This is a genomic window from Dyella ginsengisoli LA-4, from assembly GCF_000334915.1.
Classification (GTDB): Bacteria; Pseudomonadota; Gammaproteobacteria; order Xanthomonadales; family Rhodanobacteraceae; genus Dyella_A; species Dyella_A ginsengisoli_A.
Genome location: NZ_AMSF01000074.1, coordinates 1 through 17,483, shown reverse-complemented (window position 1 = coordinate 17,483; position 17,483 = coordinate 1). Strand labels below are relative to the sequence as shown.

General features: G+C 61.4%; 18 protein-coding genes. 1 reads left to right on the top strand and 17 read right to left on the bottom strand.

Translation table 11 applies throughout. The features are described 5' to 3' along the window. Positions 1-368 precede the first annotated feature (368 nt). From C693_RS0116530 to C693_RS0116450, 17 genes are all read right to left on the bottom strand, one after another. A complete protein-coding gene (locus C693_RS0116530; protein WP_017463392.1) occupies positions 369-2,000 on the bottom strand; it encodes a long-chain-fatty-acid--CoA ligase in 1,632 nt (543 codons plus the stop codon). Further along, positions 1,988-2,770 carry a fumarylacetoacetate hydrolase family protein gene (locus tag C693_RS23150; protein ID WP_198506891.1) on the bottom strand — a complete coding sequence of 261 codons (783 nt, stop codon included), beginning with the start codon at positions 2,768-2,770 and terminating at the stop codon, positions 1,988-1,990. The genes C693_RS0116530 and C693_RS23150 overlap by 13 nt, the downstream gene beginning before the upstream one ends. 263 nt (positions 2,771-3,033) lie before the next feature. Continuing rightward, complete coding sequence (locus tag C693_RS23145; protein WP_198506890.1) at positions 3,034-3,699, bottom strand: OmpW/AlkL family protein; 666 nt, start codon at positions 3,697-3,699, stop codon at positions 3,034-3,036. Between the two features lie 155 nt (positions 3,700-3,854). Beyond that, positions 3,855-4,715, bottom strand: coding sequence for a 2-hydroxy-6-oxo-6-phenylhexa-2,4-dienoate hydrolase (gene bphD, locus C693_RS0116515; protein ID WP_017463389.1), 861 nt, complete (start codon positions 4,713-4,715; stop codon positions 3,855-3,857). A 44-nt stretch (positions 4,716-4,759) separates the two neighbouring features. After that, entirely contained in the window at positions 4,760-5,803 is a 1,044-nt protein-coding gene (gene dmpG, locus C693_RS0116510; protein WP_017463388.1) for a 4-hydroxy-2-oxovalerate aldolase, read from the bottom strand. A 51-nt stretch (positions 5,804-5,854) separates the two neighbouring features. After that, positions 5,855-6,778: an acetaldehyde dehydrogenase (acetylating) gene (locus tag C693_RS0116505; RefSeq protein WP_017463387.1), complete on the bottom strand. Its 924-nt coding sequence runs from the start codon at positions 6,776-6,778 to the stop codon at positions 5,855-5,857. Between the two features lie 72 nt (positions 6,779-6,850). Further along, positions 6,851-7,708 (bottom strand): alpha/beta fold hydrolase, encoded by an 858-nt coding sequence (locus tag C693_RS0116500; protein WP_026107491.1) that lies wholly within the window; start codon positions 7,706-7,708, stop codon positions 6,851-6,853. Positions 7,709-7,807: 99 nt separating this feature from the next. Beyond that, a complete protein-coding gene (gene dmpE / locus C693_RS0116495) occupies positions 7,808-8,590 on the bottom strand; it encodes a 2-oxopent-4-enoate hydratase (RefSeq protein ID WP_017463385.1) in 783 nt (260 codons plus the stop codon). A gap of 188 nt (positions 8,591-8,778) precedes the next feature. After that, entirely contained in the window at positions 8,779-9,390 is a 612-nt protein-coding gene (gstA, locus tag C693_RS0116490) for a glutathione transferase GstA (RefSeq protein WP_017463384.1), read from the bottom strand. After that, the gene (bphC, locus tag C693_RS22005; protein WP_083868340.1) at positions 9,387-10,301 is read right to left on the bottom strand and encodes a biphenyl-2,3-diol 1,2-dioxygenase; all 915 of its coding nucleotides are present in this window, start codon (positions 10,299-10,301) and stop codon (positions 9,387-9,389) included. Before bphC ends, gstA begins: the two co-directional genes overlap by 4 nt. Then, positions 10,298-11,143, bottom strand: coding sequence for a cis-2,3-dihydrobiphenyl-2,3-diol dehydrogenase (gene bphB / locus C693_RS0116480; RefSeq protein ID WP_026107490.1), 846 nt, complete (start codon positions 11,141-11,143; stop codon positions 10,298-10,300). Before bphB ends, bphC begins: the two co-directional genes overlap by 4 nt. Then, complete coding sequence (locus C693_RS0116475; RefSeq protein WP_017463381.1) at positions 11,127-12,440, bottom strand: FAD-dependent oxidoreductase; 1,314 nt, start codon at positions 12,438-12,440, stop codon at positions 11,127-11,129. The genes bphB and C693_RS0116475 overlap by 17 nt, the downstream gene beginning before the upstream one ends. Continuing rightward, the gene (locus C693_RS0116470) at positions 12,437-12,769 is read right to left on the bottom strand and encodes a non-heme iron oxygenase ferredoxin subunit (protein ID WP_026107489.1); all 333 of its coding nucleotides are present in this window, start codon (positions 12,767-12,769) and stop codon (positions 12,437-12,439) included. Before C693_RS0116470 ends, C693_RS0116475 begins: the two co-directional genes overlap by 4 nt. 140 nt (positions 12,770-12,909) lie before the next feature. Further along, complete coding sequence (locus C693_RS0116465; protein ID WP_017463378.1) at positions 12,910-13,320, bottom strand: BphX family protein; 411 nt, start codon at positions 13,318-13,320, stop codon at positions 12,910-12,912. Between the two features lie 17 nt (positions 13,321-13,337). Continuing rightward, a complete protein-coding gene (locus C693_RS0116460; protein WP_017463377.1) occupies positions 13,338-13,901 on the bottom strand; it encodes an aromatic-ring-hydroxylating dioxygenase subunit beta in 564 nt (187 codons plus the stop codon). Positions 13,902-14,033: 132 nt separating this feature from the next. Further along, a complete protein-coding gene (locus C693_RS0116455) occupies positions 14,034-15,503 on the bottom strand; it encodes an aromatic ring-hydroxylating dioxygenase subunit alpha (protein WP_241762691.1) in 1,470 nt (489 codons plus the stop codon). 42 nt (positions 15,504-15,545) lie between these two features. Further along, positions 15,546-16,205 (bottom strand): GntR family transcriptional regulator, encoded by a 660-nt coding sequence (locus C693_RS0116450; protein WP_241762690.1) that lies wholly within the window; start codon positions 16,203-16,205, stop codon positions 15,546-15,548. 565 nt (positions 16,206-16,770) lie between these two features. Between C693_RS0116450 and C693_RS24040 the strand changes: the two genes are divergently transcribed. Next, entirely contained in the window at positions 16,771-16,977 is a 207-nt protein-coding gene (locus C693_RS24040) for an SDR family NAD(P)-dependent oxidoreductase (RefSeq protein ID WP_277813092.1), read from the top strand. The last annotated feature ends 506 nt before the right edge of the window (positions 16,978-17,483 follow it).

Here is a 17,483-nt window from a genome sequence, read left to right as displayed (position 1 = left end):
CCATAATTGCTTGAGCCATTCATTGGACGTACCCGGATGCGGCTGGAGTCGCTCCGATTTTTACTGCCTAGTATATAGCTGTCAAGGCAAGCATTGACTTTGCACGAGTCATACCCGGCCGTTACCATCTGGGCGGACGAAGGCCAACCGGGATTTAGTGATCCATGCCCCTTAAGCGTGCACCAGGACGCGATACACGTACTCGCCGAACCGATGGGGTACTAAGTATCCGCATCCGCGCGCCAGTATTGGCGTCAATAAGTTCTTGAGCTAACTCCTTGGGTTGAAGCCGTTTTTTAGCCGGAGTGTCCTATTTTTACGCGTATCTCGGCCGTACCCCTTGATGGTCGCCGGTCGCGCGTGTGGCGTCAACCCGCGGACCCCTTGTACTGCTCGCGCAGCCTGGACTTGAGCAGCTTGCCGGTGGCGGTGTGTGGCAAGGATTCAACGAACACCACTTCGTCGGGCAGCCACCACTTGGGTACGCGCTGCTCCATGTAGGCGAGCAGCTCCTGCGCGCTCAGCGCCGCGCCGTTGGCATTGCGCACGGCCAGCAGCAGCGGGCGTTCCTGCCACTTGGGATGGACCACCCCGATGACCGCCGCCTCGCCCACGCCGGGATGCGACACCGCCACGTTCTCCAGCGCGATCGAGGAGATCCACTCGCCGCCGGACTTTATCACGTCCTTGGCGCGGTCCACCAGTTGCACGTAACCGTCCGGATCCACATTGGCGATGTCGCCGGTGGGGAAATAGCCCTCGTCATCCAGCAGGCCCTGTTCGGACTTGTAGTAGCGCGCCGCGATCCACGGCCCGCGCACCATGAGATGCCCGGCGCGCTGGCCGTCCCAGGGCAGCGCCTGGCCCTCGTCGTCGACGATCTTCAGTTGCACGCCCCACAGGCCGCGGCCCTGCTTGAGCCGGTACGGCATTTGCTGCTCAGGCGGCAGGTGTTCCTGCGCCGGCAACAGGTGCAGGTTGGACACGCCCAGCGGGCTGGTTTCGGTCATTCCCCACAGCTGCACCGCTTGCGCACCTAGCTCGCGCTCGAAGCGATCGATCACCACCCGCGGCAACGCCGACCCGCCCACCGCAACGCCTTGGAGCGCCAGGCCCTTGCGATCCAGCTCCGGGTGCTGGTCCAGGTACTGCAGCAGCATCAGCCACACCGTGGGCACCCCCAGGGCGAAGGTGACGCGCTCCTCGCCAAGCAGGCCGTACAGGTTCTCGCCATCCATGCGCGGCCCGGGCAGCACCAGCTTGGCACCGGCCATCGCGCTGGAATACGGCGCGCCCCAGCCGTTGACATGGAACATCGGCACCACCAGCAGCAGGCTTGTCTGCGCGCCGAGCGCCATGCCGTCCATCGCGCAGGTGGCCATTGCGTGCAGCACCGTCGAACGGTGCGAATACAGCACGCCCTTGGGGTTGCCGGTGGTGCCCGAGGTGTAGCACAGCGAGGAGGCGGTGTTCTCGTCGAAGCTCGGCCAGGCGTAATCATCGTCCTGCGCCTGGATCAGCTCCTCGTAGCAAGCCAGGCCCGGCAGGTCGAGCTGCGGCATGTGCGCCCGGTCGGTCATGGCCACGTAATGCCGCACCGTGGTCAGTGCCGGCGCCAGCTGCATGACCAGATCGGCGAAGCTGATATCGAAGAACAGCACCTGGTCTTCGGCGTGGTTGATGATGTAGGTCAGCTGCTCCAGCGACAGGCGCGGATTGACAGTGTGCAGCACCTTGCCCGAGCCGGACACGCCGTAGTAGGCCTCCAGGTGGCGCCACGTGTTCCACGCCAGGGTCGCCACGCTCGCTGCCTCTGGCAGCTCCAGCGCCGCCAGCGCGTTGGCCAGCTGGCGCGAGCGACGCGCCACGCTGCGCCAGTCGGTGCGATGCACCGGACCTTCGACGCTGCGGCTGACGATCTCCACGCCGCCGTGGAAGGTCTCGGCGTGTTCGATCAGCGAGGAGATCAACAACGGACGATTCTGCATCAATCCGAGCATGGTGGCTTTCCTCCGGTAGGCGACAAGGGGGCCATCGACGCCGCACTCATTCGTCGATCACGGTGTTTTCGATCGCGCCGATGCCGTCGATCTCGCATCGCACGACGTCGCCGGCGCGCAAGGTCATCGCCTTGCTCAAATGGGCGAGCTGGTCCCACACGCTGAAAACCAGATGCCGCGTGCTGTAGGATTGCCGTAGCTCGCCATTGACCAGAACAGCGGATATAAAGCCGGTGAGGATCGTCCAGCTCGTCAGCGGTGACGATCCACGGCCCCAGCGGCGCGTGTCCATCGAAGGATTTGCCAAGTACCCATTGCGAGGTGCGCATCTGCCAGTCGCGTACCGAGACGTCGTTGCCCACGCAGTAACCGAACACCCGCGAAGGCGCGTGGTCGGCCTCGATGTGGCGACCCCCCTGACCGATCACTGCGACCAGTTCGACTTCATAGTCCAGCTTCGACGATGCACGCGGCACCTGCACCGGATCGTGCGGACCATTGACGGTGTTGGCCATCTTCGCAAACCACAGTTGCTCGCCAGGTTTTTCCATGCCGCTCTCGGCGATGTGGTCGGCGTAGTTGAGCCCGATCGCCATGATCTTGGAGGGCCGTGCGACCGGTGCGAGCAGGCAGACCCGCGCCAGTGGCACGGCGTTGCCCTCGCGCGCCTGCTCGCGCAACCGCGCGTGTTCGTGCTGCCAGCGCTCGATCAGCGCAGTCATGTCATCGGCGCGGTCGATTCCGGTATAAAAGAACCTGATTCCCCACATGTAGCATCCTCACTTCCGCGGATCCGCATCAGATGGCCGTTTGCAGCTGCGGTCAGCCAAATTTGGCTTGATTCCCACCCCTCGTGAATGGCCATTTCAAGCCATCATCTAAACGAGGATGCAGCAGATGGGTAATCAGGTAAAAGAAAGATGTTCCCCGGTGTCTCAAAGTCATTGACACATTCCGGGGACACACCAATTGTTCACCCTCAGGTAGGTGGGGTCAGCGGCTCGAAATTAACGCGGGTCGTAACAACTGGTGTTCAGAATTGCTTGCGCAGCGCCAGAAAGGTCACCACCGGATCGAGTGTGATGTTGGCGTTTACCGGAGCACCGCCCAGGGCGGCCGCATTGCCATGGGCCGTGGTGTCCAGAAGCAACTTCTGCACCGAAGCTCCGATACTGAAGCCGTTGGAAAGAGGCCAGTCGGCACCAACTGTCAGCGCCGCTCCGAAATTGCTGTCAATCTTTAAGTTCTGCACAGCGCCATCGGAGGTGCTGAACACCTTCAGATAGGTCATGCCGCCGCCGAAATAGGGCCGGATTGGCCCAAGCATTCCGGGCGACCAAGTCAACGTGAGAATGGCCGGGCCGCCTTTCACCCCACCCAGTTTGCCCAATGCAGCAATGGGGCCGGATCCTATCACCGACGTTTTCACGGGCGAGCCGATGTCCAGGCGAGCTGCCCAGTGATCCGTGAGAGCGTAGGCAATCTCAACTCCCAACACGTCGTCATGGTCGACCCTAATCTCCGCGCCTGGCACTTGCATCCCCCCGGCGTACAGTGTGGCGGAGGGATGAAACTGCAGGTCCACCACACCCACGCCGACCGACCATGGCGATTTCGATAAGCTCGACTCCTGCGCTTGCACACCACCAGCCATTGCCATCCCGCAAACGAGTACCAGCACCTCTATTTCATTTTTCATAGCGCCCCCAGTAATGTAAAAATTTAAATGTATGGATTTACCTCAACGCTCTACGGTGTTACCCGGCGGTTACAACTTTTGAAACTATGTCACCCTTTTTTCACGGGCAAAAAAAACACGCCCGCCACCAGATCCGACGGCGGCCGGCAAATGGCTCATTCATGCTTGAGAAAATCGATCAAAAGTCGATTGAATTCATTTGCATGCTCCCACTGTGCCCAGTGGCCACATTTGGAGAACACATGCAGATGGGCATCGGGAATGTTCCAGATCAGCTTCAGGCCGTGATCAAGGGGAACGAAGCGATCGTCGCGCCCCCACGTCACGAGCGTCTTGGCCTTGATCTCCCCGAGCCGGGCCGAAACGTCCCAAGACGATAGCGGCGCCTTCTGCGCACTGATGAGGAAGTTCTTCATATGCTCCGGCGTGCGCTGAATCGCCTCCCAGCGTCCCTGCAGCAGTTCTTCGGTAATCAGCGACTGGTCGTACAGAAACACCTGGACCATCTGTTTGAGGTTTTCGTACGACGGTTCGGAGCAGAGCTTGAACAGCAGTTTGATGCCCTCCATCGGCATCGGCGCGAACATGCTTGCACCCAGTCCGCCCGGCCCCATCAGGATCATCTTGCCGATGCGCTCGGGATACTCGATCGCGAAGTTCAGTGCGGTGGCACCGCCCATCGAGTTGCCGACCATATGCGCCTTGTCGATGCCCAGCGCGTCCATCAGCCCCTTCACAGCGCGGGCGTTGACCAGTCCGCGCTGCTCGTCCATCACGATGGCATCGGACTTGTTGAAGCCGGGTGAGTCCTTGAGGATCACCCGATAGCCCGCGTCGACGAGCGCATCGATGTTGCGATAGTAGTTGCTCCACCCACCGGCGCCCGGGCCGCCGCCGTGAAGCATGATAACGGTCTCGCCGTGGCCCGCTTCGTTGTAGTGGATGCGGAAGTCCGACAGGCCCTTCTCATTGATTTTCGCGAACTTGCTGGTGGAGCTTTCGGTAAGTGCCGTCATTGCAATTCCTTGGATGGGTGACAGTAAAAGAGTGGTGGATTTCTTCAGGCGACCTTGGCTGAAGCCTGTCCGCGCGCTTTGGCCAGCGTCATGGCGGTGTCTTCAATCATGTCCTCCTGGCCGCCCACCATGCCGCGGCGGCCGAGCTCGACCAGGATCTCGCGAGCTGGAACGCCGTATTTCTTCTCCGCCCGCTTGGCGAACAAAAGGAACGATCCATACACGCCGGCGTAGCCCAAGGTGAGGGCATCGCGGTCGATGCGGATCGGGAAATCCATGATCGGCACCACCAGATCTTCCGCCACGTCCTGAATCTTCCAGACGTCCACGCCAGTTTCTATTGCCATGCGGTCGCACACCGCGATGAACACTTCCATCGGCGTGTTACCCGCGCCCGCACCGAGGCCGGCGCAGGCAGCGTCGATGCGATTGGCGCCGCACTCCAGCGCGACCAACGGGTTGGCCACACCCAGGGCGAGGTTGTGATGGCAGTGGAAGCCTAGTTCGGTCTCGGGCTTGAGGGCTTCGCGCACTGCCGTCACCCGTGCGCGCACATCGTCGGGCAACATGTAGCCGGCCGAGTCGGTGATGTAGACGCAATTGGCGCCGTAGCCTTCCATCAGCCTAGCCTGCTTGACCAGACCTTCGGGACTGTTCATGTGGCTCATCATCAGGAAGCCGACGGTGTCCATGTCGAGCTTGCGCCCCAGGGTGATGTGCTGTTCGGCGGTGTCAGCCTCGGTGCAATGCGTGGCCACGCGGATGGTGGTCACGCCAAGGCCGTGCGCCATCTTGAGGTGATCGACGGTGCCGATGCCCGGCAGTAGCAGCGCCGAGACCTTGGCGTGCTTGAGCACGGGGATGACGGCGCCCAGGTACTCCTCGTCGGTGTGGGCGGGGAAGCCGTAGGTGACCGAGGCGCCGCCCAGACCATCGCCATGGGTGACTTCGATCAGCGGCACGCCGGCGTCGTCCAGTCCCCTGGCGATGCTCCGCATTTGGTCCAAGGTTATCTGGTGACGCTTGGGGTGCATGCCGTCGCGCAAGGTCATGTCGTGCACGGTGATCTTCTTGCCCTTGAGATTCATGGCGAATTCCTTTGTGGTGAGGGTTGTAGGCAAGCCATATGGGCGGACAGCTCAGGCGGCCCTGGGCTCGACAGGCTCGAGCTTGAGTGTGCCGGCCAGGATTTCCTCGGCGAACAGCTCGGCGGTGCGGGCCGCTGCCGCAGTCATGATGTCGAGGTTGCCGGCATACTTGGGCAGGTAGTCGCCCAGGCCTTCGACTTCGAGGTAAACCGACACGCGGTTGCCGTCGAACACCGGGCCGTTGACGATGCGGTAGCCTGGAACGTATTTCTGCACCTCTTTGACCATGGCCTGGATGGATGCGGTGATCTTGACCTCGTCGGGCTCGGCTGCGGTGAGGCAGTGCACGGTGTCGCGCATGATCAGCGGTGGCTCGGCCGGATTGATGATGATGATCGCCTTGCCCTGCTTGGCCCCGCCGACCTTGGCCACGGCGGCCGAGGTGGTGCGGGTGAATTCGTCAATGTTCTTGCGCGTGCCCGGGCCAGCGGACTTGGACGACACGGTGGCGACGATCTCGGCGTAATCCACAGGCTGCACGCGGCTGACGGCAGCCACCATGGGAATAGTGGCCTGCCCGCCGCAGGTGACCATGTTCACGTTCATCTCGCGCTTGCCGATGTGCTCCTTGAGATTCACCGGTGGCACGCAGTACGGGCCGACGGCTGCGGGCGTCAAGTCGATCATCATCACGCCCAGCGCGGTGAGTTTGTCGGAGTTGGTCTTGTGCACGTAGGCGCTGGTGGCGTCGAAGGCGATCTGCACGCCATCGGCTTTCACATGCGGCAGCAGGCCGTCCACACCTTCGGCGGTGGTCTTGATGCCCAGCTCGCGGGCGCGCTTTAGTCCGTCTGATTCCGGATCGATGCCGACCATCCACACCGGTTCCAGCACCGGGCTGCGCATGAGCTTGGCCAGCAGATCGGTGCCGATGTTGCCGGGGCCGATGAGGGCGCATTTGATTTTCTTGGTCATGAGGAATGTCCTGGGATGAAAAGGGATTGAGGAGACAGCGAGATAGGCCTGTGATTTGCCGACGGCATCGCATCAGGGCAGCGGCAGCGGTTCCTCGGCCCTCGCCTCGGCCAGGAAGCTGCCCACCAGTTGGGCAAACCGGCCCGCATGTTCAATCTGGGTCCAATGCCCGCATTGGCCGAATACATGGAGCTGCGCACGGACGAGCCACTTGGCCAAGGTGATCGAGCACTCCAGAGGCAGCACCTGATCCTCGCGGCCATGAACCACCAACGTCTGGTGCGGCAAGCGGCGTAAATCATCTTCCTTGCTGGACAACGCCTCCACCCAACGCTGCCGCGGCGCCGGGAACATCGCAGCAAACGACTCCTGGAAACCCGGACGAATGCTAGCCTCATAGCGCAGCTTGGCAAGTTCGTCGGTAACAATGGTTCGGTCGTAGGCGAAGATGTCGAGCATCCTGCGCATGTTCTCCGGTGAGGGCGTATAGCCCCACACCGCATCCAGTCCCGGCGTGATCGGAAACGACAGGCCCGCGCTGCCCATCAGCACCAGTCGTCGTACCCGCTGCGGATGGCGAATGGCCAGCGCCAGCGATAGCGCGCCGCCGAATGAGTTGCCGATCAGGTCGGTTTGTTCAATGCCTAGCGCATCCAGCAATCCCAGCGCCTGCGCCACCCAGTTGTCCATCGTGTAGGGGGGGGGCGATGGCCGTTCGGTGTAGCCGAAACCCACCATGTCCGGAGCGATGACCCGCGCCTGCTTGGCCAGCTCGGGCATGATCAGCCGCCAGTTCGCCCACGCGGTCACCCCCGGACCCGAACCGTGAATGAGCAATACGGGAAAACCGCTGCCCAGGTCGTGGTAGTTGGTACGGATACCCGCCGCGACAATGGACTGGGCAACTTCGGGATTATCTGGCTTGGACATGGTCTTCTACAAAAGGAGCGAAATGTGTCGATGGCGGGGGGCGAATGAAGGCGGCACTGGACAATAGAAAGCGTGGTAATTGGAGATTGCCGATCGAAATCAATGGAAACCCACCGAGCAGCTGCCGATACCGCCAAGGGTGACGCGGAAGCGGTCGCCGGCTTGGGCGGGGAACATCGCCGCCAATGCGCCGGAAAGAATCACCTCGCCGGCCTTCAGGCCGATGCCCAGCCGGCCGAGCGTGTTCGCCAGCCAAGCCACCGAATTGATTGGCGAACCCAGGGCGGCGGCGCCGGCGCCGGTGGCGATGACCCGGCCGTTCTTCTCCAGCACCATGCCGCAGGTGGTCAGATCGAGCTTGCGTGGGTTGGTCGCCGTGCTGCCCAGTACGAACATGCCGCACGAGGCGTTGTCAGCGACCGTGTCCTGGATCTGGATCTTCCAGTCGCGGATCCGCGAATCGACGATCTCGAAGCACGGCATAACAAAGTCAGTAGCCCTCAGTACATCGGCATTGGTCACCCCGGGCCCCATCAGGTCGCGCTTGAGCACGAAGGCGATCTCACCCTCGGCTTTGGGCTGGATCAGCGAGGACATGGCAATTGAATCGCCGTCGCTGACGATCATGCCGTCCAGCATGTAGCCGAAATCCGGCTGATATACCCCAAGCATGTCCATCACTGCCTGGCTGGTCACGCCGATCTTCTTGCCGACCACCCGTTCACCGTTCTGCAGGCGGCGCGAAATCATCCGCTGCTGGATGCCATACGCATCCTCAATGCTGAGGTCCGGGTGACGGTTGGTCAGCGGCTCCACCACCGAGCGATTGCGCAGCGCAGTGTATAGCTCGTCGCCGAGAACTTGGATGATTTCGGGTGTCATTAAGTGTCTTTTATGGATTGATGCGTCCCAAGGGACAATTTCTCCGACGGAGTCACGCCGCAGTTCAATCTGGCCGTGCTGGATCCGGAGGATTGGATAAAGTCATGGTGGGAGACGATGGTGCGCGGTACGTCTCCAGCATCACCCTGACCACGAGTGCGGTGGAGTGCGATCTGGCCACAGTCTCTTCACTCCGTGACAAGGCCTTCGGCACGCAATGCGGCCTGGGTCGCTTCACGGCTGCCGACGCGCCCCATGAACTGCTGCAGGGACGGCCATGGGGAAAGATCCACGCCGACGTAACCACTCCAGCTGAGCACGACGAACAGGTAAATATCGGCTAAACCAAACTGCTGACCCAGCAGATATATCGTCTGCTCGAGTTGCCTGGCCGGCACCGCGAAGCGGGTAGTGATCATTTGCAGCGCGGCCTGTTTGGCATCGTCGCTGGTGGTGGGCATGAACAGCGGGCTGAAGTTCTTGTGCAGTTCGGTACCGATGAAGTTCAACCACTGCTGCAGGCGGTAGCGCTCAAAGCTGCCGTTGGCCGGTGCCAGATGCTTGTCTGGCGCTTGGTCGGCGACGTATTGCAGGATGGCTGGGCCTTCGCCAAGCGTACGGCCATCGTCAAGCTGCAGGCACGGGACGTAACCTGCCGGGTTGATGGCCATGTAGTCCTGGCCGTCGGCGGTTTTCTTGGTTTTCAGATCGACTCGAACCAGCTCGAAGTCCAGCCCGCTCTCTCGCAGCGCAATGTGGGGCGAAAGCGAGCAGGCGCCGGGGCTGTAGTAGAGCTTCATGCGGTCTCTCCTGTAGGAACGACCTGACCGGGGACGAGGGCTCCGTGACGCACAGGTTTGTGGCCCCACACGCTGATGGCGTCGTGCCGGACCACCGTCCACGACGCATCCACGGTGCGCGCCCCCCAGCCGAACTCCACGTCGAATCCGGAAGGTGTGACTGCATAAAACGAGACCATGTGGTCGTTGCTATGCCGTCCCAGCGTCGAGGTGATCATGTCGTCGGCTGCAATGCGGTCGTAGGCTAGGCCCACGTCGTCGAGCGAATTGGCCTCGATCATGAAATGATGGATGCGCCGCGGCAGTGGAAACGCAGCCAGTGCGATGGTGTGGTGACGGCCGTTGCAATGCAGGAAGTAGGCAGGCACCACGAAATTGGGGCCGGCCTTGATATCGATGACGTCGGATAGCTGGAAACCCAGCACATCGGTATAGAACGCCAGCGCTTTCTGCGGATCGGGAACGCAGCGGACGAAATGCCCAAGGCCCTGCTCGCCGGTCAGGAAACCCGACACACCAGTCGGGGAGGCAAAAGGTTGGTCAAACACCTCACTGGGGCCGTAATAGATTTCCAGTGGCAGACCGAACGGGTCGCTGAAGGAGATCAATCCCAGTACCCCGCGGCGCTTGGCCAGCGCGGCATCATTCGTGACAGCAACGCCGGCCTGCTTGAGCTTCTCCTCCATCTGCGCCAGATCGCGCGCATCGGTCACCTCGTACCCAGCATAAGCCAGGTCATCGGCATCGCCTTTGTCCACTGCGATGCGCCAGGCACGCGAGTCCAGGCGGTAGAGTGCATGCGTGTCGTCGCCAATGGCCTCATGCAATCCCAATTTGTGGGTCATAAAGGATCGCCAAGCGGGTACATCCTTGACTGAAAAACCCATGTAACCCAAGTTCTTGACGCTCATTTCAATGCTCCCAGATCAATGTTGAGTTTTTCTGCCAGATCCGCGCCGCCTGCTCCGGAGAAGAATCCACGCACACCAAGTCCGCCGTCATAGTTCAGCAACGCGCCAGTGGCAGGCACGACATCTCCGCGAGTTGCAAAGAAGACGTAGGCGCCGGTGTACTCGACGGCCGTCGGCATTCGGCCGACAGGCAACACCGACTGCAGCATTTCGGCCAGTGGCACATTGGAAATCCTTTCCTCGGACATTCCCAGCGAGGCAGGTCCGCGCAGGTCCGAATTGATGCCCCCCGGCCCGACGCCATTGACGCGGACATACGGTGCCAATTCGAAGGCCAACTGGCGTACCAAGCCCACCACGGCATGCTTGGCGGCGGTATACAAGGGGCCACCGCCATTGCTGTAGAAGCCGGCGTTGGAAATGGTGAAAATCACACTGCCGCGGCTGGCCACCAGCGCCGGCAGGCAGGCCTTGACGGCGAGAAGATAGCCCTTGACGTTGATCTGGAACACTTCGTCGAAAGCCGCGTCGATGCGGTCGTCAGGAATGTCCACCAGCGGCATGGAATAGTCCCAGATGCCTGCATTCGGGATCACAGTGTCGATCTTGCCGAATTTCTCCACGCAGCGGTTGGCGGCGCGGGTCTGATCGTCCAGCGAACGCACATCTCCGGCAATGCCGACCACGTGGTCGCCAAGGTCGGCCTCCATCTGTCGAAGCCGATCGGCCGACTTGTCCAGCACCGCCACCCTGGCGCCTTCGGCCAGAAAGCGATCGACGATTGCGCGTCCAAGTCCGGATGCACCTCCGGTAATAAGCGCCACTTCACCTTTCAGTCTCATTCGAGCGCTCCTTTGTATGTGGGTCGTTCCCGTCCGCCGCAATGAATCCAGCGGTGTTCGAGGTGGTGTCTGAGGTCTGGGTCTTCATCAAGTCGCGCAGGTTGACCGAGGGATCCTGCAGTCGCGCGACCGTGACGGGAATCTGCGCAGTCACCAACCGCGTGGCCACGGAGAAGTCCTTCGACGCGTCGATCGCTATCGCCCCCTCGACGCGGCCTTCGAATACCCTGAACACCATCAGCGGGGCGCCGCTCGCCGAATCGCCACGAACCACGATTTCACCCGGCCCTTCGGGGTCACCAATCATTTGGAGGTGGTGGCCCGCGATTTCGGTCCAGCCGATGGGCACTTGGGGGCTCGGTAGCAGCTTGCCGAGTATCGCGGCAGCCACGATCCCAGCTTGGGCCTGGCTGTTCAGGTAGGTTTCCAGCGAACGCTGGCCGCCGCCGCGCAGCGGCCAGGCGGCGACATCGCCTACGGCATAGACATCGGAGCACGATGTAGCGCCGGTGCCATCGACCAGGATACCGCGCGCGCAGTCAATGCCAGCCCGGCGGGCCAACTCGTCGGCGGGGTCGGCACCAATACTGATCAGCACCGCGTCGGCAGGCAGCCGCCGGCCGTCTGCCAGGACTACCGAAGTGACGTGGCCTCCTTCGCCATCGAAACTCGCCACCTGCGTGCCGAGTTCGATATGAACCCCCAACGCCTCCAGTTCGCTTCTGCACCAGAGCCCGATCCTGCGCCCCAGCACCCGCTGCAGCAATTCGTCGGCGGTCTCGAGCAACGTGACATCGACGCCTGACTTGCACGCGGTGGTGGCGACTTCACAGCCGATTAGGCCTCCCCCGACCACTACCAATGAGCGGCCCGACGTAAGCGTTTGGCGCAAGGTGACGCTATCGGCGTGATGGCGCAGCCGGTGTATGCCGGAAAGCTGCGCGCCGGGAACGGTCATCCAACGGGCGTGCGCACCGGTGGCCAGCACCAGCCGGTCATAGGCCAGTGACGTGCCATCTTCGAAAACGATCCGGCGGTTGCCCGCATCGATGCCGGTCACCCGCCTGCCGAGCTGTACCTCGATACTGTTGGTGACATACCAGTCCTGATCGAGCAGCGCGGGCGCCTCCGGTACCTCGCCAGTCAGAACAGCCTTGGACAGCGACGGGCGGTCATAGGCCGGAATCGGCTCGTCTCCGATCAGGCATATGCGGCCGTCATAGCCATTGGCGCGCAATGCATGCGCGGTCATGGTTCCGGCGAGGCCGGCGCCGACAATGGCGATGGTCGCGATCATGGCGTCAGGTACCCGGCCTCGAAGTCCACCAGCACGTCACCGCTTTGCTCGACACGGACCGGATAGACCTTCAGCGGCTGGCACGGCGGCGGCGACTTGACCTTGCCGGTTCGAACACAGAATTTTCCCATGTGCAGGGAACATTCCACGACATCACCGTCCAAGTACCCGCCCTCTGACAATGACCACGCGCCATGGGTGCACTGGTCTGCGGTTGCAAACAGTTCCCCATTCACATCGAAAAGTGCCACCTGCTCGCCGCCATGTTCGACCCTCAGGCCCTCACCCTGCGGAACCTGGTCGCGGCGGCAAACTTTTACAAAGCCCATGTCATCTTTCTCGTAAAGGGTTAATAAGGAGAATCAAACAAATTGTGCTTGCGGCCACGCCACCGGCGGCAGTCACGGAAAGCCAACCGCTGCCCGCGCAGGCTGCTTGCATCGCACACAGGTTGGGACGGTTAGCCGGATTACGGGCGAGACGACACGCGCCATACCTGCAACCCCCAGACGATCCACACCACGTGGATCGCGAGCGTCAGGAGCCCGAACCACATCGCTTCATGGCTCCACATGATGCTGTAGAAGTCCCAGATGCCGTCGAGCGCTTCCGTCACGATGACCACTGGGACAACCGCCATGAATCGCGAGGGCTGACGTGCCCCCCACAACGCGACCAGCCCGATGGCACCCAACTGCAGCCCGACTGCGGCCCAGGCATCCTGCAGCAGGGTGAATACCGGAGCGCCGACCTGCAAATCCACACCCGAATACATCATGCCAAACAGGCTGCTGGAATGCAATGTCCCAAGGAGATTGGCCAAGTAAAAGATACCGATCGCGATCAGGAAAGGGCGGCCGCGATGAGTCTGAGTATTCATTCCTACGATCCCTACGATCAGAAAAACATGCTCATGTTGTTGGACAGGATCGTGCTCTGGTCGATCAGGATCGTGCGCCTGGCGATCCTGAAACCCAGGTCGTTGTCGGCCCGGCGCAGCACGTCACGGCGCTCGCCGGCGAAGATGTCCATCTGCCGTTCCAGGCGATTGCGGTATAGGATGAAGGCCGAGCTCACATCGTAGACATCCGGCTCGGAGGTCTCGTGGACGATGATATTGGACACCAGATGGCGGGTGCGCGAGGGCGGGTTCTCTGCCCAGCCAACTTCTGCGGTGACCTTGCGGATGCGTCCGTACATGGTTTCCCAGGTCTCGTCGAAATGGGCGAAATCGTGGTCACCCGAGTACTCCAGCTCCGCATCACGCAGCATGCGGTTGGTGCGCAGCGGCATGAAGTAACGCATGTCCTTTTCGAACAGCGCGAACCACGCCTCATAGGCACGATGATCGAGCAGCTGCGCTTCGCCATACAGGAACTGCTCGATGGCGTGCTGGAGTTGGAGGTCATTGGTTTTGGAGGATGCGGGGATGGGTTGGATCAACTGCAATGCTGCATTCATGTCGTAAATCCTGAGTGAGATGCCTAGCCGGGTTCCAGCGCACGATCAGACGTGCGCCAGGACCAAAGTGGCCGAAGCAGGGTTGCGGGGTTCCGGCGGGCGGATTTCCCGGGCCGGATCGTCAACGTCGATTTACTTGGCCAGAGTGTCCCAGCTGGGCTCGGACATCATGCGCGACCAGTGGTAGTACATCCCGCGCGCAGCCTCCTCGCTGTAGACATAGCCGGTCTTACCTGGGTAATCGGAGTTACCCCGCTCTGAGCTCCCCAGACCCATCTGTGCACACAGCGGACGGCTCTTGGCCATGTGCCCGCGCAACACCTTCTGGATCTCCACCCAGTTCTCGCCGTCATCCTGCTCAAACACGCCACCGGCCGAGAACGTGCGTATGTTGTGGCGGCGGTATTCTTCTTTGATGTCTTCCGGCATGTCGACGTCGACCACCGTGAACGCCCATACCTCGATCTCGTTGGGGCCACGCGGATGCCAGCTACGGATGGTGTTGATGCCCGGCAAGAACGAGCAGGTGGGGAAGACCGTCATGTGCTGACCAGACATGCGCAAGAAGCGGGGTAACCTGTCGGCAAGCCGCTCCGCAGTGCGTTTGCTGGCTTCACTGCCATACCAATAGGCCGCTGCCTTGGGACCCACGACCGTGGCCAGGAACCCAGCCTCGTCTTCGAACCAGCCGGTTCCATGACCACCCCACGCGGCACGGAACTGGTAACCGGCTGTCGGCATCGGTGCCTGCGACAGGTCCATGTCCGGCGGCATGCCGGCAAGGATTCCGGACAGATGCGACATCGTGCCCGCGTGGTACATGTCGCTGCAGAACTGTTCGGCCGCGAACTTCCAGTTGCAGGGGATCACCCACTTCTGCATGCCGCCAATGACCTCGGTGCCAGCAGCAGTGCGGTCGAACATAGTGTCGATATAGGGACCTGCGTCACTCAGGTAGGTTTCCAGATCCGGCGCTTTCGCGTCCCAGTTGGCGAACACCAGCCCCTTGTAGGTCTCCACTCGCGCCTGGAGGGGACCCCAATCGGCCTTCTCGAACCCACAATCGCCTTCCTTCTTGCTGCAGAACGCCTCCTTTTCGAAGGGTACACTCACCAAGTTGCCGCCGGTATCGTAGCCCCAGCCATGGTAACTACAGACGAACGACTTGGCATTGCCACCGTCGGAGCGGACGATGCGCATGCCACGGTGGCGGCACTGATTGAGGAACACCTTGATGCCGCCATCCTTCTGCCGGACCATGACCACCGGATCTTCACCCATGTAGGTGGTAAGGAAGTCGCCGGGCTTGCGGATGTGGGTTTCATGGCCGAGAAGCAGCCAGGAACGGGCGAAGATGCGTTCCAATTCCAGTTCGTACAGGCCCTGGTCCGAATAGATGCGCGGGTCGAGCAATCCTTGCTCCTGGTCGACCAGGGCCCTGATGGAATCGGATGTCCAGTCGCCGGTCCGTTTGGCCGGTGCCTTCTGCACCGTAGGTTGCTGTACCGCTTTCTCTACTGCATTCATGATGTTTTTGCCTCCACTGAGTTGCCCTTCAAGGCATTGGTGTAATGGAATGCCTTCAAGGGCCAGAAAAAACAATTCACTTCCTGCATGCCTGGATAAGGCACCGGAACATGGGATTCACCGCAATAGCCCTATCTGGGCGGCCACTGAGATAGACGATTCGATATGCACGCGCATCAAATCGGCACAGCGGTCCGACTCGCGCGCAAGCGCACTGTCCAGTAGCGCCCGATGTTCGTCAGACACGTTCCGGTCGGGGGGATTGTGTGTCGAAGTCAACCGGCGATATCGCTCCATCTGCATATACAAGATGGAGACAAACCGCAGCGTCCAGGTGGAGGGGCAGGCCGAGAGTAGCGCCTCATGGAAGGCACGATTGTCCTGCTCCCATTGGTCGAAATGATTGACCGGATCACGCATGGTGCGCTCCTCGACCAATGAAAGACGATGGAACGCAGCGACCAGACGCATTTCCCACTCCACGTCGCCGTGTTTCACACTCTGGCGAACAGCCTCGCATTCCAGCAGGATCCTCGTCCTGGCGAGATCTTGCATGTCTTCCAATGACATGGGCGCCACATAGAAACCGCGTTGGGCGCGGACTTTGATCAGCCCATCGGACACCAACAGGCTCAGAGCCTCGCGCAAGGTTCCACCGCTAACACGGTAGCGTGTCCTGATTTCATCTATGGCCAGCTTGGAACCTGCCGGCAGCCGTCCACGCAAGATCTCCTCGCGCAGGCGGTTCACCGCCTGCTCAATCAGACTGCGCGGCATGGGACTTGAGGTCCCGCCGTCCTGGGATGACGGAAATATCCCGTCCATGGACTCAGGCTTCAACTTCACTGGTGACATCGGCTCCGCACCTCAGAACTGGCTGCGTCAGTGGCAAGGCGATTTGAACCCCGCACTTGGCAACGAACAGCGATGAGAAAAAAGGCGCCTGACCAACTGATCCGGCGTCATAAGACCAAGTCTTGAATATCGATAATTTCATCGATATTCATTTTTCCCCGTGCGGCCGCCCGAGTCACGCCGCAACGCACCACGCCCGCCCTTCCATCCTGGCTACAGAGTGAGCCGCCGCCCCTTCGGTGCCGGGACTGGGGCGAACGGCCTCAAACCACCCCGTCGATACCTCTGCCGCAGGTGTGCTTGCGCGGGGTTCTGATGCGCTTTTTTGCTTCAATGCAGCACCGCCGATGAACGTGGAAGTTGGCCTGCCCCGTGTTCACCGCCGGTTTTCAGCAGAGGGCGGCAACTTCCGCCGCCCTCATCAAACATCCCCCTCCACCCCTCACGGCTCCACGATCCGGCCCGCAGGGCATGGGCTTCGTAACTCATTACCGAAACGGCGCGCTTCTGGGAAGTGGACCCGGAGGTGTGGCAGATGGCGCTCGACCCCAACGTCAACGGCCCGTTCCTGATGGCGCGCGCGGCGACGCCTGCGATGCTGCGGGCCGGCCGGGGCCGCATCGTGAATATCTCGATGAACCACGAGACCATGCGTCGGCGAGGCTTCTCGCTCTACGGCCCGCCCAAGGCATGATCCCTGCCTCGGTGCCCGAACAGGTTCGCGCACAGATGCTCGTCATCGTGCCGCCACTGCTATGGCTCATCTCCGACGCGTCGGACTGCGTCAGCGGACAACGACTGGATGCCCTCGCGCTGGCGCACGGACCTCCCCGCGACCGATGCGGCCAAGGCCGCCATGCAGGGCGCCGGGAGGTCGGCGCCGCGTGACATCTGCGCGGCGGTGACATCGATGCGGGGTGTCAAATGCCTACAGCACGAGTGTGCAAGAGGTCACGCTTGATTATTTGATCAGATTTGGTCAAGGGGTGTCACGTTGCAAACGGGTCGCTACCGCTATCCGGATCGGCACCAATGGGGGTAGTACTCGCGCAACCGTCAGTCGCTCGTCGACGGCTGCAGTACACGTCAGCGGAGCCAAGATACCGCTGGCGCTTCGCTCACGCGGGATAATCTAACATTACCCCATGTCACTATGGCGCCCAAGCTAGCTGAACTTTAGTTATTGTTTGTTACGTAATT